Source organism: Pseudomonas eucalypticola, assembly GCF_013374995.1.
Classification (GTDB): Bacteria; Pseudomonadota; Gammaproteobacteria; order Pseudomonadales; family Pseudomonadaceae; genus Aquipseudomonas; species Aquipseudomonas eucalypticola.
In genome coordinates, this window is record NZ_CP056030.1 from 3,058,891 (window position 1) to 3,085,489 (window position 26,599).

Annotated in this window: 23 protein-coding genes; 17 read left to right on the top strand and 6 right to left on the bottom strand. The window is 65.8% G+C overall.

Translation table 11 applies throughout. The annotated features are described in order from the left end of the window. The first annotated feature begins 52 nt into the window (after positions 1 to 52). The gene (locus HWQ56_RS13720) at positions 53 to 1,777 is read left to right on the top strand and encodes a phospholipase D-like domain-containing protein (RefSeq protein ID WP_176570838.1); all 1,725 of its coding nucleotides are present in this window, start codon (positions 53 to 55) and stop codon (positions 1,775 to 1,777) included. Positions 1,778 to 1,790: 13 nt separating this feature from the next. On the opposite strand, the gene mapR is transcribed toward HWQ56_RS13720, so the two are convergent. The 5 genes from mapR to HWQ56_RS13745 all read right to left on the bottom strand — a co-directional run bounded on the left by mapR (position 1,791) and on the right by HWQ56_RS13745 (position 6,341). Then, the gene (gene mapR / locus HWQ56_RS13725; protein WP_158159227.1) at positions 1,791 to 3,200 is read right to left on the bottom strand and encodes a GntR family transcriptional regulator MpaR; all 1,410 of its coding nucleotides are present in this window, start codon (positions 3,198 to 3,200) and stop codon (positions 1,791 to 1,793) included. Between the two features lie 84 nt (positions 3,201 to 3,284). After that, positions 3,285 to 4,076, bottom strand: a complete 792-nt coding sequence (map, locus tag HWQ56_RS13730) for a type I methionyl aminopeptidase (protein WP_158159228.1) — start codon at positions 4,074 to 4,076, stop codon at positions 3,285 to 3,287. Beyond that, positions 4,073 to 4,315: a ParD-like family protein gene (locus HWQ56_RS13735; RefSeq protein ID WP_158159229.1), complete on the bottom strand. Its 243-nt coding sequence runs from the start codon at positions 4,313 to 4,315 to the stop codon at positions 4,073 to 4,075. Before HWQ56_RS13735 ends, map begins: the two co-directional genes overlap by 4 nt. A 101-nt stretch (positions 4,316 to 4,416) precedes the next feature. Then, positions 4,417 to 4,767 carry a 4Fe-4S dicluster domain-containing protein gene (locus HWQ56_RS13740; protein ID WP_158159230.1) on the bottom strand — a complete coding sequence of 117 codons (351 nt, stop codon included), beginning with the start codon at positions 4,765 to 4,767 and terminating at the stop codon, positions 4,417 to 4,419. Next, positions 4,767 to 6,341, bottom strand: coding sequence for an FAD-binding protein (locus HWQ56_RS13745; RefSeq protein ID WP_176570839.1), 1,575 nt, complete (start codon positions 6,339 to 6,341; stop codon positions 4,767 to 4,769). The genes HWQ56_RS13740 and HWQ56_RS13745 overlap by 1 nt, the downstream gene beginning before the upstream one ends. Positions 6,342 to 6,598: 257 nt before the next feature. Between HWQ56_RS13745 and HWQ56_RS13750 the strand changes: the two genes are divergently transcribed. Continuing rightward, positions 6,599 to 7,441 carry an aldo/keto reductase gene (locus HWQ56_RS13750; protein ID WP_158159105.1) on the top strand — a complete coding sequence of 281 codons (843 nt, stop codon included), beginning with the start codon at positions 6,599 to 6,601 and terminating at the stop codon, positions 7,439 to 7,441. Between the two features lie 31 nt (positions 7,442 to 7,472). Here HWQ56_RS13750 and HWQ56_RS13755 read toward each other — a convergent pair whose 3' ends face one another. Continuing rightward, the gene (locus HWQ56_RS13755; protein ID WP_176570840.1) at positions 7,473 to 8,372 is read right to left on the bottom strand and encodes a LysR substrate-binding domain-containing protein; all 900 of its coding nucleotides are present in this window, start codon (positions 8,370 to 8,372) and stop codon (positions 7,473 to 7,475) included. 174 nt (positions 8,373 to 8,546) lie between these two features. Here HWQ56_RS13755 and HWQ56_RS13760 point away from each other — a divergent pair, with 174 nt between their 5' ends. The 15 genes from HWQ56_RS13760 (at position 8,547) to HWQ56_RS13830 (ending at position 26,597) form a co-directional block, all read left to right on the top strand. Beyond that, positions 8,547 to 9,488, top strand: coding sequence for a branched-chain amino acid ABC transporter permease (locus HWQ56_RS13760; RefSeq protein WP_176570841.1), 942 nt, complete (start codon positions 8,547 to 8,549; stop codon positions 9,486 to 9,488). After that, positions 9,485 to 10,582 carry an ABC transporter permease subunit gene (locus tag HWQ56_RS13765; protein WP_176570842.1) on the top strand — a complete coding sequence of 366 codons (1,098 nt, stop codon included), beginning with the start codon at positions 9,485 to 9,487 and terminating at the stop codon, positions 10,580 to 10,582. The genes HWQ56_RS13760 and HWQ56_RS13765 overlap by 4 nt, the downstream gene beginning before the upstream one ends. Continuing rightward, positions 10,579 to 11,352 (top strand): ABC transporter ATP-binding protein, encoded by a 774-nt coding sequence (locus HWQ56_RS13770; RefSeq protein ID WP_176570843.1) that lies wholly within the window; start codon positions 10,579 to 10,581, stop codon positions 11,350 to 11,352. Before HWQ56_RS13765 ends, HWQ56_RS13770 begins: the two co-directional genes overlap by 4 nt. Further along, complete coding sequence (locus tag HWQ56_RS13775) at positions 11,345 to 12,061, top strand: ABC transporter ATP-binding protein (protein ID WP_176570844.1); 717 nt, start codon at positions 11,345 to 11,347, stop codon at positions 12,059 to 12,061. The genes HWQ56_RS13770 and HWQ56_RS13775 overlap by 8 nt, the downstream gene beginning before the upstream one ends. A gap of 91 nt (positions 12,062 to 12,152) precedes the next feature. Further along, on the top strand, positions 12,153 to 13,298 hold the full coding sequence (locus tag HWQ56_RS13780; RefSeq protein WP_158159093.1) for a branched-chain amino acid ABC transporter substrate-binding protein: 1,146 nt from the start codon (positions 12,153 to 12,155) through the stop codon (positions 13,296 to 13,298). A gap of 51 nt (positions 13,299 to 13,349) precedes the next feature. After that, entirely contained in the window at positions 13,350 to 13,841 is a 492-nt protein-coding gene (locus HWQ56_RS13785) for an L-2-amino-thiazoline-4-carboxylic acid hydrolase (RefSeq protein ID WP_158159091.1), read from the top strand. Then, positions 13,838 to 15,079 carry a Zn-dependent hydrolase gene (locus HWQ56_RS13790; protein ID WP_176570845.1) on the top strand — a complete coding sequence of 414 codons (1,242 nt, stop codon included), beginning with the start codon at positions 13,838 to 13,840 and terminating at the stop codon, positions 15,077 to 15,079. Before HWQ56_RS13785 ends, HWQ56_RS13790 begins: the two co-directional genes overlap by 4 nt. Positions 15,080 to 16,024: 945 nt before the next feature. After that, entirely contained in the window at positions 16,025 to 16,855 is an 831-nt protein-coding gene (locus HWQ56_RS13795) for a class II aldolase/adducin family protein (protein WP_158153662.1), read from the top strand. Positions 16,856 to 16,864: 9 nt separating this feature from the next. Continuing rightward, positions 16,865 to 17,827, top strand: coding sequence for an ABC transporter substrate-binding protein (locus HWQ56_RS13800; RefSeq protein ID WP_176570846.1), 963 nt, complete (start codon positions 16,865 to 16,867; stop codon positions 17,825 to 17,827). Position 17,828: 1 nt separating this feature from the next. Next, a complete protein-coding gene (locus tag HWQ56_RS13805; protein WP_158153660.1) occupies positions 17,829 to 20,288 on the top strand; it encodes a TonB-dependent receptor plug domain-containing protein in 2,460 nt (819 codons plus the stop codon). Between the two features lie 10 nt (positions 20,289 to 20,298). Then, the gene (locus HWQ56_RS13810; RefSeq protein WP_176570847.1) at positions 20,299 to 21,642 is read left to right on the top strand and encodes an LLM class flavin-dependent oxidoreductase; all 1,344 of its coding nucleotides are present in this window, start codon (positions 20,299 to 20,301) and stop codon (positions 21,640 to 21,642) included. Further along, positions 21,639 to 23,225, top strand: coding sequence for an ABC transporter substrate-binding protein (locus tag HWQ56_RS13815; protein WP_176570848.1), 1,587 nt, complete (start codon positions 21,639 to 21,641; stop codon positions 23,223 to 23,225). Before HWQ56_RS13810 ends, HWQ56_RS13815 begins: the two co-directional genes overlap by 4 nt. Beyond that, entirely contained in the window at positions 23,222 to 24,190 is a 969-nt protein-coding gene (locus HWQ56_RS13820; RefSeq protein ID WP_176570849.1) for an ABC transporter permease, read from the top strand. The genes HWQ56_RS13815 and HWQ56_RS13820 overlap by 4 nt, the downstream gene beginning before the upstream one ends. Beyond that, positions 24,190 to 24,990, top strand: coding sequence for an ABC transporter permease (locus HWQ56_RS13825; protein WP_176570850.1), 801 nt, complete (start codon positions 24,190 to 24,192; stop codon positions 24,988 to 24,990). The genes HWQ56_RS13820 and HWQ56_RS13825 overlap by 1 nt, the downstream gene beginning before the upstream one ends. After that, the gene (locus HWQ56_RS13830; RefSeq protein ID WP_176570851.1) at positions 24,987 to 26,597 is read left to right on the top strand and encodes a dipeptide ABC transporter ATP-binding protein; all 1,611 of its coding nucleotides are present in this window, start codon (positions 24,987 to 24,989) and stop codon (positions 26,595 to 26,597) included. Before HWQ56_RS13825 ends, HWQ56_RS13830 begins: the two co-directional genes overlap by 4 nt. The last annotated feature ends 2 nt before the right edge of the window (positions 26,598 to 26,599 follow it).

A 26,599-nucleotide genomic window follows, 5' to 3' on the forward strand; every position in this document is an offset into this window, starting at 1 on the left:
TGTAGTGCCGATCTGGCAAGCTGCCGCCCACCACAGCCAAGGAAGCCATGCCATGCCAGGGGATTTTCAAGTCAGCGGTAGCAATGCCGCGGCGTTGTTCACACTCAAACTGCACCGCAGCGAAGGCATGCTGCTGTTGGCCATGAACTGGAAAGACGGCCCGCCGCCTGCGGATTTCGTCGGTTTCGGCATCGAATACAAGGAACCAGCGGGTGACCGCTTCTATGCCCTCAACAACCGCCTGACGTTCCCCTCGGCGGATGGCCGCGTGCCGACCACGGCGCTGTCGAGCCTGCTGTCGCCCATCCAGAAATTTCGCTGGGTGCATTTTCCCCGCAACGCCGAGCTGCCGGGGGCGTTCACCTACCGGGTCACGCCGGTTTTCATGAATGCCCAGGACCAGCTCAGCTATGGCGAGGCGCAGCTGGGCGACATCGAGCTGCAACGGGACACCTGGCCGGGCCAGCTCAACGTCACGTTCACCCGCGGTTATGTCTCGTCACAGGCCTTTGTGGAGCGCTACGCCAAGGACGATCGCAACCTGGTGACCCTGTTGCCGCGCAAGGCCGCCGATGGCCTGGACTTTGCCCCCACCCACGCCGATGCCCAGGCCGCGCTGCAGTGGATGGGGTTCGAAGCTCGCGAGGCGATTCTGGCGGTGCTGGACCAGGCCATCCGTGACCGCGACGCCCAGGTGAAAGTCATCGCCTATGACCTGAACGAGCCCCATGTCGTCACCCGCCTGGAACAGCTCGGCAGCCGCCTGCAGATCATCATCGACGACAGCGCCGGCCATGGCGCGGCCGACTCCGCCGAAACCCAGGCCGCCGCGCGGTTGACCAGCGCGGGGGCGACGGTCAAGCGCGAGCACATGGGCGGCCTGCAGCATAACAAGGTCATTCTGCTGGACGGCAGCACGGCGAAAACCGTGGTGTGTGGTTCGACCAACTTCAGTTGGCGCGGCCTCTACGTGCAAGCCAACAACGCACTGGTGGTGCAAGGTCCTACCGCGCTGGCGCTGTTCCAGGCGGCGTTTGCCCAGTACTGGGCCAGTCCCTCGGCCCAGACATTCGGCGCTTCGGCCATGGCCCGCTGGCAGAGCCTGGGGCTGGAAAACATCGACGCCCAGGTCACGTTTTCACCCCATGGCCAGGACAACGCGGCGCTCGCCGGGGTGGGCGAAGACATCGCCCGCACCGGTTCCAGCCTGCTGTTTTCCCTGGCCTTCCTGTACCAGACCCGTGGCCCCATCCAGGCCGCCATCAAACAGGTGGCCGCCAACCCGGCGGTGTTCGTCTACGGCATCTCCGACCGGCACATGCAGGAAGGCCTGGACGTGCTGCTGCCTGGAGGGCAGAGCGCGATCCTGCATGCCGCGGTCCTAGACAAGCACGTACCGGTGCCGTTCCAGGCCGAGCCTACGGGGCTGATTGGCGGCGCCGGGGTGCGCCTGCACCACAAGTTCGTGGTCATCGACTTCGACAAGCCGACGGCCCGGGTGTACATGGGTTCCTACAACTTCGCCGATGCCGCCGACCGCAGCAACGGCGAGAACCTGCTGGTGATCCGCGATCGCCGCGTGGCGGTGGCTTACATGGTGGAAGCCGTGCGCCTGTTGGACCACTACCATTTCCGCGTTGCCCAGGAAAGCGCCGACGCCGGCACCCGCAGCGCCCTGACCCTGCGGCGGCCGCCGCGCCAGACGGGCGAGACCCCTTGGTGGCAGGAGGACTACAGCGATCCGCGCAAGGTGCAGGATCGGCAATTGTTTGCCTGACCCGCCGGCTGGATCAGAACGAGTCCACGATCCGCCCCAGCATGGCCATGGCATCCTCGCTGCGCTTGTCCCATGGGTGGCCATGGTTCAGCCGCGCGCAGTGCGCGAAGCCGCGGGTAGCGGAGAAGATAGGCCCTGGGGCGATGCTTATGCCCTGGGCCAGGGCCAGCTGAAACAGTTGCAACGAGTCCACCTGCCGGGGGAATTCAAACCACAGGAAGTAACCGCCGTCGGGCCGGGTGACCCGCGTGGCCTCGGGGAAGTGCCGCGCGGCCGACGCCAGCATGGCGCTCTGCTGCATTTCCAGGTTGTGCCGCAGCTTGCGCAGATGGCGGTCGTAGCCGCCGTGCTGCAGGTAGTCGGCAATGGCCGCCTGGGCCGGCACCGAGGGCGAAATCGTAGTCATCAGTTTCAGCCGGCTGATCGTCTGGGCGAACTGCCCGGCGGCCACCCACCCCACCCGGTAACCCGGCGCCAGGCTTTTGGAAAACGAGCCGCAGTGCATCACCAGGCCGTCACGGTCCAGGCGCTTGACCGGCTGCTGCGGCTGGGGCCCGTAATGCAGTTCGCTGTAGACGTCATCTTCGATCAGGGGTACCTGGTGCTGGCGCAACAGGCCGTACAAGGCTTCCTTGGCGGCAGCGGGCAGGCTGGCGCCCAACGGGTTCTGCAGGCTGCTCATGAACCAGCAGGCCTTGATGGGCAGGCGTTGCAGGCGATCGGCCAGGGTGTTCAGGTCGACCCCTTCGCGCGGGTGCACGGGAATTTCCACCGCCTTGAGCTTCAGCCGCTCCAGCACCTGCAGGGTGGCATAGAACGCCGGTGACTCGATGGCCACCAGGTCCCCCGGCTGGGTCACGCTCTGCAGGCACAGGTTCAAGGCCTCCAGCGCGCCGTTGGTGATCACCAGTTCGTCCATCGCCAGGTGCACGCCGCTGATCATGTAGCGCAAGGCTATTTGCCGGCGCAGGTCGGGGTTGCCGGCTGTCATGTCGGCGATCACCGCCTGGGGGGGCATATCGCGCACGGTGCGGGCCATGGAACGCGCCAGGCGCTGCAAGGGGTACAGGTCCGGGCTGGGAAATGCCGAGCCGAAGGGCACGGTGTTGGGGTCTTTCAGCGACCCCAATACCGAAAACACCAGTTCACTGACGTCCACTTCGGTGCTGTCGGCCTGGCGAGGGCCGATGGCCGGCTCGCTCAGCGCTCGCGTGGCCAGCTCCCGGACGAAATAGCCCGAGCGCGGCCGCGCCTGGATCAAGCCGCGATCTTCCAGCAGGTAATAGGCCTGGAACACGGTAGAAGGGCTGACCACGAAGGTACGGCTGGCCGTGCGCACCGACGGCACCTTCTCGCCCGCCTTGAGCACACCCGTACGGATCATCAGGGCGATTTCATCGGCGAGCTGTTCATAGCGTTTCATGGTAAGCCGGGACAGGTAAGGGGGCCCTAGCATGCCGCTGAATCGGTTTGCCGACCAGCGTCAGATTCAGCACGAAACAGCGGATCAGGTGATTGCGTCGTAGCCGTCGATCGGCTCGGGCCATGGGGTGAGGATCTGGAAGCCATCGTCGGTGACCGCCACCATGTGCTCCCACTGCGCCGACAACGACTGGTCGCGGGTGATCACGGTCCAGCCGTCCGCCAGGGTCTGGGTCTGACGCTTGCCGGCATTGAGCATGGGCTCCACGGTGAAGATCATGCCCTTGACCAGCTTCATGCCCATGCCGCGACTGCCGTAGTGCAGCACCTGGGGTTCGTCGTGGTACACCTTGCCGATGCCATGGCCGCAGTATTCACGCACCACGCTGAAGCCTTCGCGATGGGCGACGGTCTGGATCGCGTGGCCGATGTCCCCCAGGTGCGCGCCCGGGCGTACCTGGCGAATGCCGGCGCACATGGCTTCATACGTAGTACGTACCAGGCGCTGCGCCTCGTCGCTGGTCTGGCCTACCAGGTACATGCGGCTGGTATCACCGAACCAGCCGTCCTTGATGACCGCCACATCGATGTTGAGGATGTCACCGTCGGCCAGCACCTTGCCGTTGGGGATGCCGTGGCAGATCACGTCGTTGACCGACGCGCAGATGGTCTTCGGAAACCCGTGGTAACCGACGTTGGCCGGCTTGGCCTTCTGCACGTTGACGATGTAGTCGTGGCAGATACGGTCCAGCTCGTCGGTGGAAACCCCGGGTTTCACGTAAGGGGTGATCATGTGCAGCACATCGGCGGCCAGCTTGCCGGCGGTGCGCGACAGCTGGATTTGCGCGGGGGTGTTGATCGTTACAGCCTTGCTCATCGTGCAGCCTCCAGGCGTTCATCCATGCAGGTGGAAACGGTGTGCAGGTCGAAACCGCCGGCCTGTTCGGCGCGAATCAACCACTGCGCCAGTTCATTGTGGGGAAGGTGGGGGTGCAGTTCGGCCAACATGCCGATGCGCATCCAGTGCTCGGCCTGGGCGTTGATGGAGCGGCTGAGCGCGCCGGAGGCCACGCGCAGGTTTTCGTGCATCACATCGGAGATCTTGACGATACCCATGGGTGTTCCATATATGAAATGTATATGGAACGTATGTTAACGGTGTTTCGCGGTGGAAGGCAAATCCAACCGTGCGGCGCTGGCCGCGCCAGGCATGGCCGCTAGCCCCCGGCGCGCGCTCGCGCCAAGGCAAACACCCCGTCCATGCGCCAGTGCTCATTCTGATGTGCGGGGTGGCCTGCCCATTCATTCCAGCCTGAGTCACGGCGGTACTGGCCCAGCAACCCGCTGGCGGCGATCTGCGTCGGGTCAGGGTGGTGCAGCTGTTCGGGGTCGGGATCGACGTACAGCGCGTCCTCGGGGCAGTACAGCTCGCACATGAAACACGTCTGGCAGGCGTAGGGGGCGCTGATCCGCGGTAGAGCGCCGGTAAAGGTCAGCACGTTGGTGGGGCAGACGCTGGCGCATTGGCCGCAGCCGCTGCAGCGGTCAGTGAAGATCAGTTCGAGCATCAGGCGTGCGCCTCCAGCGCAGCAAGGGTGTCCAGGCGGGTCCAGGGTTGGTCGAGGCCGCCGGTTCGCAGGTGGCCGTCGAAGGCCGTGGATTGCGTGGGGGTGTCGCTGCGCTGGTGCATGCCACGGCTTTCGCGTCGCGCCGCCGCTGCGCCGTAGCACCAGCGCGCCGTGGCGGCCATGGCGACGATTTCCCGCGCACGCAGTGGGTTGTCTTCGGCGCCGGGCCCTTGCTGCACCTGGTCCCAGACATTGTCCAGCGCCCGCAATGAGCGTTCCAGTTGGCTGCCGCGACGGAACAGGTTGCGGTCCAGCGGATGAACTTCCGCCTGGATACGGGCGAGCAGGGCGCTGCTGTCCTGGCCGCGGCCGTGGCCCAGCCCCAGGCCATTGAAACCCTGCACCGGGCCGGGTGCGGGGACGGTAGCCAGGGCCAACCGGGCCGCGCCACGGCCCGCCCATTGCCCCGAAGACAAGGCCCAGGCGGAATTCTGCGCGCCGCCCCCGGAAGTAGCCCCCGCGATGAGCTCGCGGCTGGCGGCATCACCGGCGACGAACAAACCGGGGATGCCGCTCTGGCAGTCCCGGTCCACCACCCGCACACCGCCCACGCCGCGAATGGTGCCCTCCGGATGCAGGGTGACCTCGAACCGCTGGCGGTAGGGGTCGATACCCCGGCGGTCGAACGGCAACATCAGGTTGGGTTGGATGCTGGGCAGGCGTGCCCGCACATCGGCAGGCACGTCACCCAACTGGCAGAAGACCGGCCCGCGCAGCAACGCACGGCCCAGCGCTTCGGTGAAGCCCGGCCCCTGGGGCAAGTCCAGGGCACGGCCGGCCGTATCGGTGTAGTCGCCAAAACCGTAGACCATGGAACGGGTCATGGTGCTATGGGCGGCGGCGATGCAGTAGTAGTTGGAGAACTCCATGCCCGACAGTTCGGCGCCTGCTTCGACTGCCATCAGGTAGCCGTCGCCGGTATTGGTGTGGCAGCCCAGCAAGCGGGAAAGAAAGGCGCAGCCACCGGTGGCCAGCACCACGGCGCCGGCCCGTACTTGCCACTGCCCGCCAGCCTGGCGCCGCCAGCCACGAGCACCGGCCAGGCGCCCGTGGTCATCGCGCAACAGCTCCAGGGCGGGGCAGTGGTCCAGGATCGTCACCCCGCTGTCCAGCACCCGGCTGCGCAGCGCGCGCATGTATTCCGGGCCACGCAGGCCTCGGTACTGGGTCACGCCGTGGTCGTCGCGGGGAAAATCATAATAACCGGCCAGGCCGGGCAAGCTTGTCCAGGTGGTGTCGATGATGCGGGCCATCCAGTGCCTGTCTGCCAAGCCGAAGGCCGTGCCCAGGCGTTTGTCGATGGCCGCTTCGCGGGCGCCCGGCAACGGGGGTACCCACCAGTGCCCAGGGCCGGCCGTGGCGGTCACGCCACTGGTGCCGCAGTAGCCCTTGTCCACCAGCACGACGCGAGCGCCTTCGCGGGCAGCGCCGATAGCGGCCCAGGTGCCGGCCAGCCCGCCCCCGATGATCAGCACATCAGTGTTCAGCGCCAGGGCGGGGGTGGTTTTTCTCACGGTGGGTTTCCTTTTTCCCGATGGGGTGGGCGCACGCTATAGCGTCAAGGGCGGGTAAGGGAAATGTCGGTTAGTTATATGAATATATTGCATATATTTAGGTAAATATAATTCCTTTTGGTTTGGTAAAGCTGATGGCGGCCGCGGGTGCACGCTCCTCGGGAATGAAACTCTACCGGCGGGCCAGGGTCAGTTTTTGCGTAGCGCACTGAAACCGGTTCCAGTTTCGATCCACTCTGCCGTCAAGGAGACTTGCCATGCTTTCCCCTGTTCCCTCCATTACCCTCAACGATGGCCATACTCTGCCGGCCGTGGGCTTCGGCACCTACCGCCTCAATGGCAGGGAAGGCGTCGAGGCCATCGTCAACGCCACCGCCAGCGGTTACCGGCTGCTCGACGGCGCGGTGAATTATGAGAACGAAGGTGCCGTCGGTGAAGCCGTGCGCCGCAGCGGGGTGGCCCGCCAGGACCTGCGTATCGCCTCCAAGTTGCCCGGCCGCCACCACGCCTACGAAGAGGCGCTGGTGTGTATCGAGGAGTCACTGTTCCGCACTCGCCTGGACTACTTCGACCTGTACCTGGTGCACTGGCCCAACCCCAGCAAGGATCTGTACGTGGACGCCTGGCGAGCGTTGATCGAGGCCCAGCGGCGCGGTCAGGTGAAGTCCATCGGGGTGTGCAATTTCCTGCCCGAGCATCTGCAGCGCATCATCGACGCCACCGGCGTCAAGCCGGCTGTCAACCAGATCGAACTGCATCCCTATTTTCCCCAGCATGAGCAGTTGGCCTGGCACCGTGAGCACGGCATCGCCACCCAGTCCTGGAGCCCCCTGGGGCGCGCCAACCATTTGCTCAAGGACCCGGCGCTGCAGGGTATCGCCCAGCGGTTGGGCAAAACCCTGGTGCAGGTGATTCTGCGCTGGCATCACCAAATGGGCACCATCGCTTTGCCCAAGGCGGCGTCAGTGCAGCGCCAGCGCGAGAACCTGGCCATTTTCGATTTCGAGCTCAGTGCCGAGGACATGGCGCTCATCGCCACCTTGGCGACGCCCGACGGGCGTACGTTCGACCAGGACCCGGCGCACTACGAAGAGTACTGACCGGCCCTGGATGGCCGGTGTCACGAAGTCATCAGGGGGCCGTGAGGCTGCGCTTGATCCAGTTGTACAGGTTCAGCCCATCGGCGGACAGCTCGGTGGCTGAACGCCGGCACAGGAAATACGCCCGCCCATCATCGATCTGCAGCGGCGACAAGCGCACCAGTTCGCCGCTGGCCACCAGGGGCGCCACCAGGGGTGGGCGCAGCAGCGCGCAGCCCAGGCCGGTCAGGGTGGCAGTCAGTGCCAGTTGGCCATCCTCGAACAGCAGCCCATTGAGGGCCGCCGCGTGTTTGACCTCGGCGGCCTGGAGCCACTGCGCCCAGGTGCCGCGCTCTTCATCATGCAGCAATGGCAGGTCGGCCAGCGCGTGGTCGCCCTCGAACGGCCCATGCTCGGCGCTGAAGGCGCGGCTGCAGTAAGGGCTCACCGCACCGCTGAGCAGCAGTTCACTGTGGTAGCCCGGCCAGTGCCCGGTACCGAAGCGTATCGACAAGTCTGCCGCGTCACTGGGATAGCTGCGGTGGTTGGCGTAGGTGACGTTGATGTCCAGCCCCGGGTTTTCCTGCAGGAAGCTGCCCAGCCGGGGAATGAACAGGTTGAAACCGAACATGGGGATCAGGCTGATGGTGACCTGGCGCGTGGCGGACTTTTCCAGCACATGCTCGGTGGCACTGCGCAGCACCGCAAACGCGGAGCGAATGGCGCGGTAATACTCGCGGCCTTCTTCGGTGAGCACCAGGTTGCGGCCCTGGCGCAAGGTCAGTGGCTGCTGCAGGAAGGTTTCCAGCAGGCGCAGCTGGTGGCTGACCGCGGAAGCGGAGATCCCCAGTTCCCTGGCAGCGGCGTTGACGCCGCCATGCCGGGCGAAGGCTTCGAAAGTGCGCACGGCACGCAGGGGAGGGTCATTGGGTAACTGTTCTAAATTATTCATGTATTGAATTTAGCATGAGTGTAATGGCGACTAAAACCCCTGTTTTTATTCAATTGTTGAAGTTCAAGTGGGCGATTTTCGATTGGAATAAGCATATAAACTTCTGATAGTTGATAAAAACAGAATAGATAATTACCGTGCCGCCTTCTCGCTTCTCGGAATTGATCGATTCACATGGATACTTTTATCCAGCAGGTGCTCAACGGGCTCCTGCTCGGCAGTCTTTACGCGCTGATCGCCCTGGGCTACACCATGGTCTACGGCATCTTGCGCATCATCAACTTTGCCCATGGCGACCTGCTGATGGTGGGCGCGCTCGTGGGCCTGTCGGTGCTGCATGGGGTGCAGGCTGCGTTCCCGCACTGCCCAGGGACATTGATGCTGTTGGCGGCGACCCTGATGGCCATGGCCGCCTGCGCCTTGTTGGCCATGCTGATCGAGCGCGTGGCCTACCGCCGGCTGCGCAACGCGCCGCGCCTGGCGCCGCTGATCAGTGGCATCGGCGTGTCCTTGCTGTTGCAGACCGTGGCCATGCTGGTGTGGTCGCGCAACCCACTGATGTTTGCCCAACTGTTGCCCCTGGACCCGATCCAGGTCACGCCGGGGCCCACGGGCGCCATCACCAATGGCACGGCCCTGACCACCATCGCCGTGGCGTTGCTGGTGATGGCCGGCCTGTGGTTGCTGGTGGAGCACACCCGGCTGGGCCGTGCCATGCGCGCCGTGGCCGAAAACCCCCAGGTCGCTAGCCTGATGGGCATCAACCCCAACCGGGTCATCGTGCTGACGTTCGCCATCGGCGGGGCGCTGGCGGCGTTGGCCGGCATCATGATGGCCAGCAACTACGGCAGCGCCAATTTCTACATGGGGTTCCTGCCGGGCATCAAAGCCTTCACCGCCGCGGTGCTGGGCGGTATCGGCAACCTGCGTGGCGCGATGCTGGGCGGCATTCTGCTGGGGCTGATCGAAGCCCTTGGCACCGGTTACCTGGGCCAAGCCACCGGCGGTGTATTGGGCAGCAACTACCAGGACGTGTTCGCCTTCGTGGTGTTGATCGCGGTGCTGGTGCTTCGGCCTTCGGGCCTTCTCGGTGAACGCCTGGCGAGTCGCGCATGAATCTTTCAACGACATTGACCCTGCCACGGGCCAAGGCCCGCCTGGGGGTGCTGCTGTTTGCCCTGGCGATTGTGCTGGCGCCCTGGCTGTTGGGCCATGCGGGCGGCAACGCCTGGGTACGGACCCTGGATTTTGCCTTGCTGTACCTGATGCTGGCGCTGGGCTTGAACATCGTGGTGGGTTACGCGGGGCTGCTGGACATGGGCTTCATCGCGTTCTACGCCGTGGGCGCCTACCTCACCGCACTGCTGGCGTCGCCGCACCTGACCAGCCAGTTCGCCGTGCTGGCGGCCTGGTTTCCCCAGGGCCTGCATGTCAGCGTGTGGCTGATCGTTCCCCTCGCAGCCCTGCTGGCGGCCGGTTTCGGGGCGCTGCTGGGAGCGCCGACCCTACGCTTGCGCGGTGACTACCTGGCCATCGTCACCCTGGGCTTTGGTGAAATCATCCGCATCTTCATGCGCAACCTGGACCGGCCGCTGAACATCACCAATGGCCCCAAAGGCATCGCCTCGGTGGACCCGGTCAGCCTGTTCGGCGTCAACCTGGCACGCACCCAGGACCTGTTCGGCCTGCGCGTGCCCTCGGTGTATCTCTATTACTACCTGTTTGCAGCATTGGCCCTGTTGATCGTGTTCGTCTGCGTGCGCCTGGAACACTCGCGCATCGGTCGCGCCTGGGTGGCGGTGCGCGAGGACGAACAGGCCGCGAGCGCCATGGGGCTGGATACCCGGCGGCTGAAGCTGCTGGCCTTCGCCATGGGCGCGGCTTTTGGCGGTGTCAGCGGGGCGATGTTCGCTTCCTTCCAGGGCTTTGTCTCGCCGGAATCATTTAGCCTCAACGAGTCCATCGTGGTGCTGGCCATGGTGGTGCTCGGCGGCATGGGGCACATTCCCGGTGTCATCCTCGGCTGCCTGTTGCTGGCCGCCTTGCCGGAACTGCTGCGCGCCAGCCTTGGCCCGTTGCAGCAAAGCGTCTTCGGCCAGGTGCTGGTGGACCCGGAAATCATCCGGCAATTGATCTACGGCCTGGCGCTGATCCTGGCGATGCTCTATCGCCCGGCGGGCCTGTGGCCGGCTTCCCGAGGTGGCCAATGAGCACTCCCCTGTTGCAGATCGACCAGGTGCGCAAGCAGTTCGGTGGGGTCGCCGCGCTCAATGGCGTGAGCCTGACCATTGCCCCCGGGCATGTCCACGGCCTGATTGGCCCCAACGGCGCTGGCAAGACCACCTTTTTCAACGTGATGACCGGGCTGTACACCGCTGACAGCGGCCGGTTCATGCTCGACGGCCAGCCCTACGCGCCCACGGCGGTGCACAAAGTGGCCCAGGCCGGCATTGCCCGTACGTTCCAGAACATCCGCCTGTTCAATTCGATGACAGTGCTGGAGAACGTCATGGTCGGCCGCCATGTGCGCACTCGCAACGGCGTGTGGGCGGCCCTGAGCCGCCACCGCCGGGCCCGGGAGGAGGAGCGCGAGACCGAAGCCATGGCCCGCCACCTGCTGGACTATGTCGGTATTGGCCAGTGGGCCGACAGCCGTGCCGATGCGTTGTCCTACGGCCACCAGCGGCGCCTGGAAATTGCCCGGGCGCTGGCCACCGAGCCGCGCTTGCTGGCCCTGGATGAACCGGCTGCCGGCATGAATGCCACCGAGAAGCAGCAACTGCGCGGGCTCCTGGAGAAGATCCGTGACGATGGCCGCACGGTGCTGTTGATCGAGCATGACGTGAAGTTGGTGATGGGCGTGTGCGACCGTATCAGCGTGCTCGACTACGGCACCCTGATCGCCGAAGGCACGCCCCAGGACGTGCGCCGCCATCCCGCCGTGATAAAGGCTTACCTGGGGGGCGCTGCCCATGTCTGAAGCACTGTTGCACATCAAGGGGCTGAAGGTGCGCTACGGCGCCATCGAAGCGGTGAAGGGCATCGACCTGCAGGTGCAGGCCGGGGAGCGCGTGACCCTGATCGGCGCAAACGGCGCTGGCAAGACGTCCACCCTCAAGGCCCTGGCAGGCTTGCTGCCAGCGGCAGCGGGGGAGATCCGCTTCGGCGGGCGCTCGATCGCCGGCGCGGCCGCCCACCGGCTGCCGGGGCAGGGCATGGCCCTGGTGCCGGAGGGGCGGGGTATTTTCACCCGCATGAGCGTGCTGGAGAACCTGCAAGCCGGCGCTTACCTGCGCCGCGACCGTGAACAGGTGGCCAGTGAAATGGACGGCCTGTTCGACCACTTTCCGCGCCTGCGCGAGCGCCTGGCACAGCCGGCAGGCCTGTTGTCCGGCGGTGAACAGCAGATGCTGGCGCTGGCCCGTGCGCTGCTGTCCAGGCCGCGCCTGCTGGTGCTCGATGAACCGTCCATGGGCCTGGCGCCGTTGATGGTGGAGAAGATATTCGAGGTGATCGACCGCGTCTGCCAGGCCGGCATGACCCTGCTGCTGGTAGAGCAGAACGCCCGGCTGGCCTTGCAGGTCACCGACCGCGCTTACGTGATGGACAGTGGCCGCATCACCCTCAGCGGGCCGTCTGCGCAGTTGCTGGACGATGCGCAGATTCGCGCGGCGTACCTGGGTGAATGAAGTGATTTGAACCCCGACGCCACCGGACCGCCGGCGTGTTCCTCCTTGCAGTGTGGCTGGCAGCAGCCGCGATTTTTTACAGGAAATGACCATGAACAACTTTTACAAGCGCGCGGCCCTCGTGGGCGTGGCCCTCAGCAGCCTGGCCAGTGCCGTGGCCCAGGCCGACCAGGAAGTCCTGATCGGCCTGGCCGGGCCCTTGACCGGGCCGTCGGCCCGTATCGGCAAGGACCTGGAAAACGGTGCTCAACTGGCCATCAGTGATGCCAACGCCAAGCACCCGACCCTCGGCGGCAAGCCGGTGACGTTCAAGCTGGTCAGCGAAGACGACCAATCGGACCCGCGCACCGCGGTCACCGTGGCCCAGCGCCTGGTGGATGCGGGCGTGGTGGGCGTGGTGGGCCATTGGAACACCGGCACCAGCATTCCGGCGGCGCGGGTTTACCATGATGCCGGTATCGCCCAGGTGGCCCCGGTCGCCACTGGCCATGCCTACACCCAGCAGGGCTTCGACACCAGCTTCCGCATCATGGGCCACGACGATGACGGCGGCCAGGTTGCGGGCCAATACGCCTTGCAAACCCTCAAGGCCCAGCGCATCGCCGTCATCGACGACCGCACGGCCTTCGGCCAGGGCCTGGCCGACCAGTTCATCAAGGCCGTCGACGCCCATGGCGGCAAGGTGGTGGCCCGTGAGTACGTCGACGACAAGACCATCGACTTCAGCGCCGTGCTTACCACGATTCGCGCGCAGAACCCGGACCTGATCTTCTTTGGCGGCGTCGACTCCCAGGCCGCGCCCCTGGCCCGGCGCATCAAGCAGTTGGGCATCAAGGCTACCCTGATGGGCGCGGGTGGCTTCGTCAGCCAGACCTTCCTGCAACTGGCGCAGAACGATGGCGAGGGCGTGACTGCCCTGGAGCCGGGCCTGGCCGTGGCGCAGATGCCGGGCGGCCAGGCGTTCGAGGCGGCCTACCGCGCCCGCTTCAAGGCGCCCATCGAGCTGCACGCGCCCTTTGCCTATGACGGTGTGGGCGTGCTGATCGCCGCCATCGAAAAAGCGGACTCCACCGACCCGCAGCAGTACCTGCCGGCGCTGCGCGCCAGCCAGTATGCCGGGGTGACTGGCACCATCGCCTTCGATGCCCAGGGCAACCTGAAGAACCCATCGTTCACTGTGTACCAGGTCAAGGCCAACCAATGGCAGCCGGTCAGCGTGGTTCACGGCGGCCAGTAAACATTTCATCACGGCGCGGGCAGCCCCCGCGCCTTCGCAGGAGACACGCGCATGAGCAGTCATGACGGTGAACTGGGCATTCTGGCCCGTCGGCGCATCGAAGCCGAAATCATCAAGCCTATCTACGAGATCCTCGTCCGTGAGCATGGCAAGGCCCACGCCGCGGCAGTCATTGGCGAGGCGGTGGGCAACGCCGCCATCGAGGCCGGGCGCAGCTTCGCGGCCAAGGAAACCAAGGGCGCCGACCTGCAGAGCTTTGTCGAACTGCAGGTGCTGTGGGAGAAGGATGACGCCCTCAAGGTCGAGGTGATCGCCAGTGACGCCCAGCACTATGACTACGACGTCAAGCGCTGCCGTTACGCCGAGATGTACCACGAAATGGGCCTGGGCGAGATCGGCCACCTGTTGTCGTGCAACCGCGATGAGTTGTTCATCGTCGGCTACAACCCTGACATTGAGCTGACCCGCACCCAGACCATCATGGGCGGGGCGCCGCGCTGCGACTTCCGCTACCGCGCCAAGCCCGAGGGCGGCCAGCCATGAGCCAGGGGCCACGGGTAAACGGCGAGCGCTTGTGGCAGACGCTGATGGACATGGCCCAGCATGGCGCCACCGCCAACGGCGGCGTGTCGCGCCTGGCCCTGAGCGAAGAAGACCGCCTGGGCCGTGAGCTATTCGTACGCTGGGCGGAGGAGGCGGGGTGCCAGATCCGTGTCGATGCCATGGGCAATATTTTCGCCCGTCGTGAAGGCCGCGATCCGCAATTGGCGCCGGTGGTCACGGGTTCCCACGGTGATTCGCAACCGGCGGGGGGCAAGTTCGACGGTATCTACGGCGTGCTGGCCGGCCTTGAGGTAGTGCGCAGCCTGAATGACCATGGTATTCAGACTGATCGGTCTATCGAGGTGGTCAACTGGACCAACGAAGAGGGCTCGCGGTTCGCCCCGGCCATGATTGCCTCGGGTGTCTATGCCGGGGTATTCGACCTGGAATACGGTTTGTCGCGGGTCGATGCCAACGGCGTCACGCTCGGTCAGGCACTGGCGCAGATCGGTTACGCGGGCTCGCATCTCTGCCAGGTCACGCCTATTCATGCTGCGTTTGAGTTGCACATCGAACAGGGGCCGATCCTGGAAGCCCAAGGCATCACCATCGGCGTCGTCACCGGCGCCCAAGGCCAGCGCTGGTATGAAGTGGAGCTCAGGGGCCGCAGCGCCCACGCCGGCACCACGCCCATGGACCACCGGCTGGACGCCTTGCTCGGCTTTGCCCGCGTGGTAGAGGCGGTCAACGGCCTGGGCCTGGCCCAGGGGGCGGAAGGGCGGGCCACGGTGGGCATGGCCAACGTCTACCCCAATTCGCGCAACGTGGTGCCCGGCCGGGTGTTCTTCAGCGTGGAATTCCGCCATCCGGACGAAGCGGTGCTGGCCGCCCTGGATGGCCAGTTGCGCGAGGCCGTGCAAGGCATTGCCGACGGTATCGGCTTGCGCTGGCAGGTAGAGCAGATTTTCCAGTATGCGCCGATTGCGTTCGATGCCGACTGCGTGGCCACCGTGCGTACCGCCTGCGAGCGTCTGGGCCACAGCTATCGCCCCATGATCTCGGGTGCGGGGCATGATGCCTGCTACCTCAACCGCGTGGCGCCTACCGCGATGATCTTCGTCCCCTGCGTGGATGGCCTCAGCCATAACGAAGCCGAGCACATCCATCCCCACTGGGCAACCGCTGGGGCCGATGTACTGCTGCACGCCATACTGGCCAAGAGCAGCGCCCACGACTGAAACTGTGGGGCCGGGCTTGCCCGGGAAAGGCCTGGCGGGGTATGTCGGGAATACCGCGGCGCCTGCTTCCCGAGCTTCGCCCGGTCCCACAGGGCAAACCCCAAAACCGCAGCCACTCCTTGTGGGACCGGGCTTGCCCGGGAAGGGCCTGGCGGGGTATGTCGGGAATACCGCGGCGCCTGCTTCCCGAGCTTCGCCCGGTCCCACAGGGCAAATCCCCAAACCGCAGCCACCTCCTTGAACTGACCCCAGCTGCACCCTCCCTGTGGGACCGGGCTTGCCCGGGAAGGGCCTGGCGGGGTATGTCGGGAATACCGCGGCGCCTGCTTCCCGAGCTTCGCCCGGTCCCACAGGGCAAACCCCAAAACCGCAGCCACCTCCTTGAACTGACCCCAGCCGCCCCCCTGTGGGACCGGGCTTGCCCGGGAAGGACACGCAGCGGTGGGACTGGATAACCAAAGCGCCGCTTTCTCGGCGGTCAGCGCCCCGTGCTGTCCCAGATCGGCCAGCAGGTCCTCGCGTACGATGTGTTCGAGGCGCGCAGCTGTAATGCCCAGCGCTGCAGCAGCGGCGTCGAACACGGGGATGGCTATGCAAACAGGCAATATGCCTGGACAGCCTCCCAACGCAATGAGTGAAAATGCAAATAGCTGATAACACAATGAAGATTTAATAAACATTAATTAGCATATAACTAATCAGAATTTTACTAGTAATACTTAGACGAATAATGTTGATACACGCTTGAGCCCGAGCGTCCATCCCGACCCCCCGCACGGTGGAGGAGAGCCTTTCTGCTTCCTGACCTGCGAGGGGTACACCATGCAAACCTGACCACCCGACTGCTTCGCGCCACCGCCATCGCAGCCCCCTGGCCCTCGCCAGCGAACCCGGCTGCGCCGAAGAAGCACCTGCCCCGGCAGGAGACAACCCGAGTCTGTCACCATGAGCCAACATCCGTCGTTCCCCCAAGGCATCTACAGCCTGCCCCAGGACAATAACCGCTTGGCCCTGCGCCAACCGGTGCGTCACGAAGACCCGCTCAAGGAACGCCTGCACCGCAAGCAGCGGCTGGCAGCGGCCTATCGCCTGTTCGCCCAATCAGGCTTCGAGGTCGGCGTAGCGGGGCATTTTACCGCCCGCGACCCGGTGGAGCCCGACCACTACTGGATCAACCCGCTGGGCGTGCCGTTTTCCCAGATCAGCGTCTCACACCTGCTGCGCGTGGACGGTGATGGCCAGGTCGTGGAAGGCGAGGGCGTGCTCAACACCAGTGCGCTGGAACTGCACTACGACTTGCAGAAGGCGCGCCCGGAGGTGGTGGGCATCGCCCATGTGCATGGTTTCCATGGGCGGGTGTGGTCGTCCCAGGGCCGCCTGTTCCAGCCCATCACCGCCGAGGCCGGGGCCTTCATCAATGACCAGGTGATTTTCGACCGCCACGCCTTGCGTGCCGCCGACGGGCGCCTGGAGCAAGACCGCGACCGGGTCAGCCAGGCGTTTGTCGAGACCTTTGCCGACCATAACCTGCTGGTGTGGCAAAACCACGGGCTATGGGCCGTAGGCCAGACCGTGGAGAGTGCCGCCTGGCGCTTCATTCTCGCCGATGACACGGCCCGGGCGCACTTGTTGGCGTATGCCGCCGGCACGCCCGTGGTGCCTGATCTCGACCCGGCCGACAGTGGCGACAAGGCCCGCCATGAGTTCTTTGCCTGGCTGAACTTCCTGCCGCTGTGGGACCGCATCCGCGTGGAACAACCCGACCTGCTGGATTGAGGAATCACCATGTCGCATTTTTCTCGACGCCGCGTGCTGCAGGCGGGGCTGGCGCTGGGCGCAGGCTGCCTGGCGGGCCGCGCAATGGCCACCGGGCCGGGGCTGCGGGTCTGGCGGTACAAGGGCCTGGTGCCGTCGTTTCTCGACCTGGCCGGGCAGGGCAACCTGCCGTACCCGGTGCAGTGGGCGGATATCGCCGGGGGCAGCATCGTCATCGAAGCGCTGGCCAGCGACCACCTGGACTACGCCTACATGAGCGAGATCCCGCCCGTGTTCGCTGCCGCGGCCAACGCTCCGATCAAGCTGATCGCCGTGGTGCGTGGCGATGCCAACGAGACGCGCCTGGTGGTCAACAAGGCGGCGGGCATCCAGCACATCCGTGACCTGCGGGGCAAGCGGGTGAGTTTCGTGCGCGGCACCAACACCCAGGCGTTTCTGCTCAACCTGCTGCAGCGCAACGGCCTGGCCCTGACCGACGTGGTGCCGGTGCCCATGCCCATGCAGGACGCGCTGATCGCCTTCCAGAACGGCCACATCGACGCGCTGGTGGCTGGTGGCATCAGCGGGCTTCGGGCCGCGACGATGATGGATGGCGAGATGCTCGAGGGGACGGCGGGTTACTACGCCGGCAACTACCTGATCGCCACCAATGACGCTGCCCTGGCCGACCCCGTGCGCCGCGCGCGCATCGGCGATTTCCTGCAGCGCGAGCGTGCTACCTGGGCCTGGATACAGGCGCACCCGGACGCCTGGGCCGACCGCAGCGCGCAGCTGACCGGCATCAGCCGCGAGCTGTACCTGCAGCAATTCCACCAGCGCAGCCAGCCGGCGGAGGTGGTCGCCGTGGATGACACGGCCATCGCTTCGCAACAGCACGTCGCCGACCTGTTTCATGACCAGCAATTGATTCGCCGCGCCGTCGACGTCCGACCGCTGTGGCGCCACGACTTCAATCAACTTCTGAGCCGTTGACATGACCCCGTATTCCTCGCGTCTTACCCTGCGCTTCGCCCCCCTGTTGCTGGCCGGTTATGCGCTGCAGCCGATGTTCGCCGCCGCCGATACCAACAGTGATGACACCTTGGGCACGGTGATCGTCACCGGCTCGCGCGGCAGCGAGTCCCGTACCGTGACCAGCAGCCCCGCACCTATCGATGTCATCAGTGGCCAGCAACTGGAGAAAACCGGCAGCGGCAGCCTGCGCGGCGCCTTGCAGAAGGCCTTGCCGTCGTTCTCCCAGCGGCCCTCCGGCAGTTCCAACGACAGCATCGCCAGGCCTTACAGCTTGCGAGGCCTGAACGGCTCAAACGTGCTGGTGCTGGTCAACGGCAAACGCCGGCACAACAGCGCGGTGATCAACCTCGACTCCACGGCAGCCTACGGCACCAACCCCGTGGACCTGGACATGATCCCGGTCAGTGCCGTGGACCATATCGAGGTGCTGCGCGATGGCGCCTCGGCCCAGTACGGATCGGACGCCATCGCCGGGGTGATCAACATCATCCTCAAACAACAGGATCATGGGGGTTCGGTCAGTACTTCCTACGGCGAATATTACGAACGCGGTGACGGAGGCACCCTTCGCCAGACCTACAACCAGGGCGCGGCGCTGCCCAACGACGGTTTCATCAATTTCTCCCTGGACGCCAAATCGCAGCAGACCGCCGTGCGTTCGCGCGACGCCACCGGCAGCTTCTACTATAAGCAACCGGACGGCAGCGCCGACCCGCGCGACGCCACCGCCGACCGCAAAGTGCAGGAGAACGGCCTGCCGAAGGTCAAGGACATCAAGGTCGCCTACAACGCCGAATTGCCGCTGGACGATGTGACGCTGTATTCGTTTTCCACCTACAGCCACCGTGACGCCCGAGGCGGGCAGAACTACCGCCGGCCCAACTCGACCAATATCATTCCGCAGATCTACCCCGACGGCACCGCGCCGTTCTACACCCTGGTGGAGGACGACTACCAGGCCGCTACGGGTGCCAAGGGCCAGGCCCTGGGTTGGGACTGGGACCTGAGTTCCACCTTCGGCCGCGATGACGCTCAGTCCGGCGCCGACAAGACCCTCAACGCCTCGTTAGGCCCCAGCAGCCCGACCCATTTCGATACCTACAGCAGCACCTTCGATCAATGGACCAACAACCTGGACGTCACCCGTGCCTTCGATGTTGGCCTGAGCAAGCCAGCCCAGGTGTCCTGGGGCCTGGAACACCGGCATGAGCGCTACAAGACCGAGTCCGACAACCCGCTGTCGTACATCAACGGCGGCTACATTTACCCCAGTGGCCCGTTGGCCGGCCAGCCCGCCGCCGTCGGTGCCCAGGGCGCCATCACCCTCACGCCCGAGGATGCCGGCCAGGCCAGCCGCAACAGCTACGCCAGCTACCTGGACGTGGGCTTCAACCCCTTCGAGAAACTCTACGTGGGCGCCGCGGGGCGCTTCGAAGGCTACGACGACGGCTCGGGCACTACCACCAGCGGCAAGCTCTCGCTGCGTTACGACCTGACACCGACCTTCGCCCTGCGCGGCACCGTGAGCAACGGCTTCCGCGCCCCGTCGCTGTCGCAATCGGTGTACGCCCAGACGTCCAACCAGTACACCTCGGTCAACGGCGTGTCGCAGTTCGTCGAAGCCAAGACCGCCCGCGTCGACTCGGCGCTGGCCCGTGCCCTGGGCGCTGAAGACCTCAAACCCGAAAAATCCCAGAACATCAGCCTGGGTTTCACCTGGCAGCCGATACAGGCGGCCAGCGTGACCCTGGACGCCTACCAGATCAAGATCGACGACCGTATCGCCTTGACCGGCTTCCTGTCCGGCGCCGGGGTCAACCAGATTCTGGTCGCCAACGGCTACAAGCCCGGTTACCAGGTCAAATACTTCACGAATGCCGCCGACACCACGACCCGTGGCCTGGACCTGGTGACCGACTACAAGGTGGACTACGGCGCCTACGGTAGCGTCAAGTACGGCGTCGCGTTCAACTGGAACAAGACCCAGATCGACAGCATCAAGTCCACGCCGGCGGCGCTCACCGCTGCCGGCAGCAACCTGGCGCTGTTCGACCGCGTAGCGCAGGGCTACCTGACCGTGGCCAACCCCAAGACCAAGCTGATCCTCAGTGGCGTCTGGGACATCGGCCAGTTCACCGTCACCGGCGCCGTGACCCGTTACGACAAGGTCACCGCCCGCGACACCAACCCTCAGTACGACGTGACCTACGGTGCCAAGTGGCTCACCGACCTGGAGGTGGCTTACGCCGTGACCAAGGACCTGAGCCTGGCGGTGGGGGCCAACAACCTGTTCGACGTGCGCGCCGACAACAACGCCTACCCCCAGGGGGACGTCAACGGCTTTCCCAAATTCGGCAGCATCTCGCCGTTCGACCCCTACGGCGGCTTCTGGTACACGCGCCTGACCTACAACTTCTGAGGAGTGGCACATGAGCACAGCGCATAAGCAAATCATCCTCGGCGCCTTCATTCCCAGCGCGGGCATCATGGGCGCCGGCTGGCGCCATCCCTCGGCGGCGGCGGACTCGTTCCGCGACTTCGAGCACTTTCGCTGGGTGGCCCAGACCCTGGAAGCAGCGCGTTTCCATGCCGTTTTCTTCAACGACACGGTGAACGTCGACACCGACCTGGACGTACTGGCCCACGGGCCCAACAGCGTGCGCTGGGACCCCCTGGTGCTGCTGCCTGCGCTGGCCCTGAGCACCCAGCGCATTGGCCTGATCGCCACTGCGAGCACCACCTACAACGAGCCCTACAACCTGGCGCGCAAGTTCGCCAATATCGACCACCTGAGCGGCGGCCGGGTAGGCTGGAATCTGGTGACGTCCCTGGGCGGTGGCGAGAATTTCAACCGCGACGCCCATGTGCTGCACGCCGATCGCTACGACCGCGCAGAGGAGTTCTACGACGTGGTCACCGGCCTGTGGGACAGTTGGGACGATGACGCGTTTATCCAGGACAAGGCCAGCGGCCGTTTTCTGGACACTGACAAGCTCCATGTGCTGAACCACCACGGCACCCATTTTCAGGTGCGTGGCCCGCTGAACGCCGCGCGCCCGGTGCAGGGCTACCCGGTGATTGCCCAGGCCGGTTCGTCCGACGCGGGCCGGGCACTGGCGACCCGGGCAGGCGAACTGATCTTCACCGCCCAGCACACGGTAGAGCAGGGCCAGGCGTTTTACGCCGAGATCAAGCAGCGCGCCGCCGCTCTGGGGCGCGACCCTGAGCACCTGAAGGTATTGCCCGGTGTGTCGCCCATCGTCGGCCGCACGCTTGAGGAGGCCCAGGCGCGCTACGACCAGCAACAGGCGCTGCTGGACCCGCCTTCGTTCCTGCGTTCGATCTCGCGTTTTACCAGCCTGGGCTTTGATCTGTCCGAGCTGCCGTTCGACGCGGTGGTGCCGCTGCCGCCCGAGCAATTCGACACCAACACCCACAAGAGCCGGCAGAAACTGGTCTTCGACCTGATCCGCCGCGAACGGCCCACGGTGCGTCAGTTGTTCAACAAGCTGACCGCTGGTGGCCATCGCATCCTGATCGGTACCCCCGAAAGCATCGCCGACGATTTTCAGGCCTGGTTCGAGGCGGGCGCCGCCGATGGCTTCAACGTGATGTTCTCCGGGCTGCACCAGGGCATCGGTGATTTTGCCGAACAGGTGGTACCGGAACTGCAACGTCGTGGGCTGTTCCGCCGCGAGTACCAGGGCCGGACCCTGCGGGAAAACCTCGGGCTGCCCTTTATTGCCAACCGCCGCGCCGGGGGCCGTTCATGAGCCTGCTTCGTCCTTTCGCCGCGTCGCTGCTGGCCGTGGCGCTGGCCGCCTGCGGTGATGCCCACGCGCCGGTGGCCAGCGCCGGCCAGCCAGGCACGCCGCACCGCGGGGGTGTGTTGAAGGTAGCCCTGGACGGTGACCCGCAATGCATCGATCCGCAACAGGCGGGTAACAACACGGCACTCAACGTGGGCCGGCAACTGGTGGATTCGCTGACCGACCAGGACCCGGCCACCGGGGCCATCGAACCCTGGCTGGCCGACCGCTGGGAAGTGTCCGCCGACGCTCGCCACTTCACGTTTCACCTGCGCCCGGGCGTGACGTTCAGTGACGGCACAGCCGTGGATGCCGCGGCGGTGAAGGCCAACCTGCAAGGGATCGTTGAACTGGGCGCGCGGGCCATTCTGGGTTCCACCTACCTGGCGGGCCTGGCCGGTATCGACACACCCGACGCGCACACCGTGGTGGTGCGGTTCGCCCAGCCCAACGCCCAGTTTCTGCAGGCCACCTCGACCATGAGCCTTGGGCTGCTGGCCGCCCGCACCCTGGCCACGCCGCCGGCCCAGCGCTGTCAGGGCGAGCTGGTGGGCTCGGGGCCGTTCACCCTGAAGTCATTTGTGCATAACCAGGTGGTGTCCCTGGCACGGCGTGACGACTACCGCTGGCCGTCAGCGCTGGCCGCGCACACCGACCAGGCCTGGCTGGAGGGCATCGACTTTCTGATCATCCCGGAGTCGGGGGTGCGCCTGGGCAGCCTGCTGTCGGGGCAGATCGACGTCAACACCAGTGTCGCGCCCCAGGACGAGGCCGCCTTGCAAAGCCAGGGCCTGCCGATTCTCAGCCGCGCCAACCCCGGCGTGGTGTTCATCCTCGCGCCCAATGAATCCACGCCGCTGTTCAGTGACCGGCGCGTGCGCCAGGCGTTGAACAAGGCCATTGATCGCCAGCAGTTCAAGCCTATTCTTTCCCAACATCAGCAGGTGGCCAGTGCCTTGCTGGCCAGCAGTACACCCTTGTATCGGGACTTCTCCGCATTGCTGGCCCATGACCCGCAGGGGGCAGGGCGGTTACTGGATGAGGCCGGTTGGGTGCCGGGCAGCGATGGTATCCGGGTCAAGGATGGCCAGCGGTTGTCGTTCAAACTCGACTACTGGCAATCCGTGCCGATTCTGGAACTGGTACAGCAACAATTGCGTCAGGTGGGCATCGAGCTGCGCCTGAACAAGACCACCCTCAGCCAGACCACCGCGCTGCAGGCCAGCGGGGACTACAGTGTGCGCTTTCTCAACCTGACCCGTGCCGATCCCGATGTGCTGCGCACCGTATTCCAGGCACCGGGCTATAACGTCAGCGTGCGCCAGCCTGGCCAGATCGACCAGTTGCTGGCCGACTCGGCGGCCACCCTTGACGCCAGTAAGCGCCAGGCGCTGGTGGATCAGGCCAGCCAGCAGTTGATCGAGGGCGGGCACGCCATCGCCCTGATCGAACTGGCCACGGTGCTGGCCCAGGGCAAGCAGGTGCACGGCCTGCATTATGAGGCCTCGTCGCGGCTGCAATTCTTCGACACTTGGGTGCAGCCATGACCCGCCTGGCGCAGCGCGCCTTGGCCAGTGCGGTGCGCTATTGGCTGGGCCGCCTGGCCCAGGCGGGGGTGGTGCTGTGGGCGGCGTTCAGTGTGTCATTCGTGATTCTGTACGCGTTGCCCAGCGACCCGGTGAGCATCATGCTCAACCAGAGCGGCGAGCAGACCAGCGTCGATGCCGCCCAGGTGGCGAGGCTACGAGCCGAGTACCACCTGGACCAGCCGGTGATCGTGCAATACGGGCTGGCGCTGGAACGGGCGTTGCACCTGGACTTCGGCCATTCGATCCAGACCGGCCAGCCGGTGGCGGGCGCGCTCTTGCAGGCGCTGCCAGCCACTGCGCAACTGGCCTTCGCCGCCCTGGCCCTGGCATTGCTGCTGGGCGTGGGCCTGGCGTTGATTGCCAGCCTGACCCGGGTGGCATGGCTGCGCGATGCGCTGCTGGGGGTGCCGGCGCTGGCGGTGTCCTTACCCACGTTCTGGCTGGGGCTGTTGCTGTTGCAAGGCTTTTCCTTCGGCCTGCACTGGTTTCCGGCCATGGGTAACCGTGGCCTGCCGGCCCTGGTGCTGCCGGCCCTGACCCTGGCCATCCCCACCGCTGCGATCATCGCCCAGGTGCTGCTGCGGTCCATGGCGACGGTGCATCGCCAGCCTTTCGTCGAAGCCTTGCGGGCCAAGGGGCTAGGCTGGCCCCGGGTGGTCTGCCGGCACATTCTGCATAACGCACTGATCCCCGTGCTGAGCCTGGCAGGGGTGATCGTGGGCTCGCTGCTGGCCGGCTCCGTGGTCACCGAAACCGTGTTTTCCCGCCAGGGGGTGGGGCGCCTGGCGCAAGCAGCGGTCAGCGTCCAGGACATTCCCATGGTGCAGGGGGTGGTGGTGCTGGCGGCAGTGATTTTCGTACTGGTCAACCTGCTGGTCGATGCCCTGTACCCCTGGCTCGATCCACGCCTGGGGAAACGCTGATGAAACGACTTTTTCTGGTACTGGCCATCGCCATCCTGCTGACTGCCGTGGGCTGGGCCTTGTGGCCGGGCCTGTTCAGCCATGCCGACCCGTTGCTGGGGGTACCAACCCAGGCTTTGCAGGCGCCGGGCGCCCAGCACTGGTTTGGTACCGACCAACTGGGGCGCGACCTGTACAGCCGCACGGTGTATGGCGCCGGCTTGTCATTGCGCGCGACCTTGCTGGCGGTGCTCATCGCGCTGGTCAGCGGCATGGTGCTGGGGGTGCTCAGTGGCTTCTTCGGCGGCTGGCTGGACGCGGGCTTGATGCGTGTGGTGGAAGTGCTGATGGCGGTACCGGCGCTGCTGCTGGCCATGGCGGTGATCACGGTGCTGGGCTTCGGCACCCTGAATATCGCCCTGGCCGTGGGCCTGTCGGCGGTAGCCAGCTTTGCCCGCCTGGTGCGCGGCGAAGTGCTGCGCTGGCGGGTGAGCACCTTCGTCGAAGCGGCCAGTGCCTGCGGGGTGCGGCCCTGGACAATCATTGCCCGGCACATTCTGCCACCGGTGGCCGGGCCGGTGCTGGCCTTGGCCGCGCTGGAGTTCGGCAGCGCGGTACTGGCGGTCTCGGCACTGAGCTTTTTGGGCTTTGGTGCGCCACCGCCGCAACCGGAATGGGGCCTGCTGGTGGCCGAGGGCCGCAACTACATGGTCACGGCCTGGTGGTACACCGGCCTGCCCGGGCTGGTGGTGGCCGCGGTGGTCATTGCCGCCAACCAACTGGCCAGGGCCTTGCAGGCCCGTCAAGGAGTCTACCGATGAGTGCGCGGACCACGCCGTTGCTGCAGGTCAGCAACCTGCACATCGACTATCACAGTGCCCAGGGTGATGTGCCCGGGGTGACCGGCGTAAGTTTCGAACTGCACGCCGGCGAGGTGCTCGCGATCGTTGGTGAGTCGGGTTCCGGCAAGTCCACCACCGCGGCAGCCCTGGTCGGCCTGCTGGCCGAGAGTGCCCGGGTCCGCAGCGGCAGCATCCGCCTCGATGGGCGCGAGCTGCTGGGCCTGGGTGAGCGGCAATGGCAGCAGGTGCGCGGCGTGCAGATCGGCTTCGTGCCCCAGGACCCGGGCCTGTCCCTGGACCCGGTGAAACGCGTCGGCGCGCAACTGGTCGAGGCCATGACCGTGCACGGTCTGCCACGTGCCGTTGCCCGGGACCGGAGCCTGGGGTTGCTACGCGAAGTGGGGCTGCCCGCTGTCGAGCAACTGGCGCGGCGCTACCCCCACGAGCTGTCCGGCGGTATGCGCCAGCGGGTGCTGGTGGCCATGGGCCTGGCCAACCGCCCGGCACTGGTCATCGCCGATGAGCCTACCAGCGCGCTGGATGTCGAGGTGCAGCGCCAGGTGCTTGATTGCCTGCAGGGCCTGGCCCAGGAGCGACAGGCGGCAGTGATCCTGATTACCCATGACCTGGACGTGGCCTTGCAGCGGGCCGACCGGGTGTTGGTGATGCGCCGCGGGCGTGTTGTCGAGAGCGGCGCGGCGGCGCAGGTGCTGCGCCAGCCGCGGCACGCGTACACGCGGGCGCTGCTGGCCGCGGCCCCCAGTGCCCAGGCGGCCTGTCTGCGCCAGCGCTCACCGGCGCACTGGGCGCTGGCCCCGATACTGGAGGTCAGTGGCCTGCACAAGAGTTTTGCAACCTGGCGCCAACCCGGGCCGCCTGCCGTGGACGACGTGTCGTTCGAGGTGCCGCGTGGGGGGACCACCAGCCTGGTGGGGGCCTCGGGTTCGGGCAAGTCGACCACCGCGCGGCTGTTGCTGGGCCTGGAACGCGCCGATGGGGGCTCGGTGCGGTTCAATGGCCGTGAACTGCTGGGTACTTCGCGGCGCGACTGGCGCGAATTGCGGCGGCAGATCCAGGTGGTGTACCAGAACCCCTACGCGTCGCTGAACCCGCGCCTGAGCCTGGCGCAGATCATCAGCGAGCCCCTGCAAGCCTTTGCCGTGGGCACCACGGCCACGCGCCGGCAACGGGTAGCTGACTTGCTCGCCCAGGTGCATGTCCCTGCCACCCTGATCGACAACCGCCCTGACAGCCTCTCGGGTGGTCAGCGCCAGCGAGTGGCCATCGCCCGCGCCCTGGCCCTGGAGCCGGAGCTGGTGGTGCTGGACGAGCCGCTGTCGGCCCTGGACGTGCTGGTGCAGCAGCAGATTCTCGAACTGCTGGATGAATTGCAGCAGCGGCTGGGGTTGAGTTACCTGTTCATTTCCCATGACCTTTCCGTGGTGCGGCGCATCTCCGACCGCGTGGTCGTGATGCAGGGCGGCAGGGTGGTAGAGCAGGGCGTGTGCGAGGAGGTATTCAGCCGGCCGGTGCATGGCTTCACGCAGGGGCTGCTGGAAGCCGCGATAGGCGTACCTCAACGGTAAGT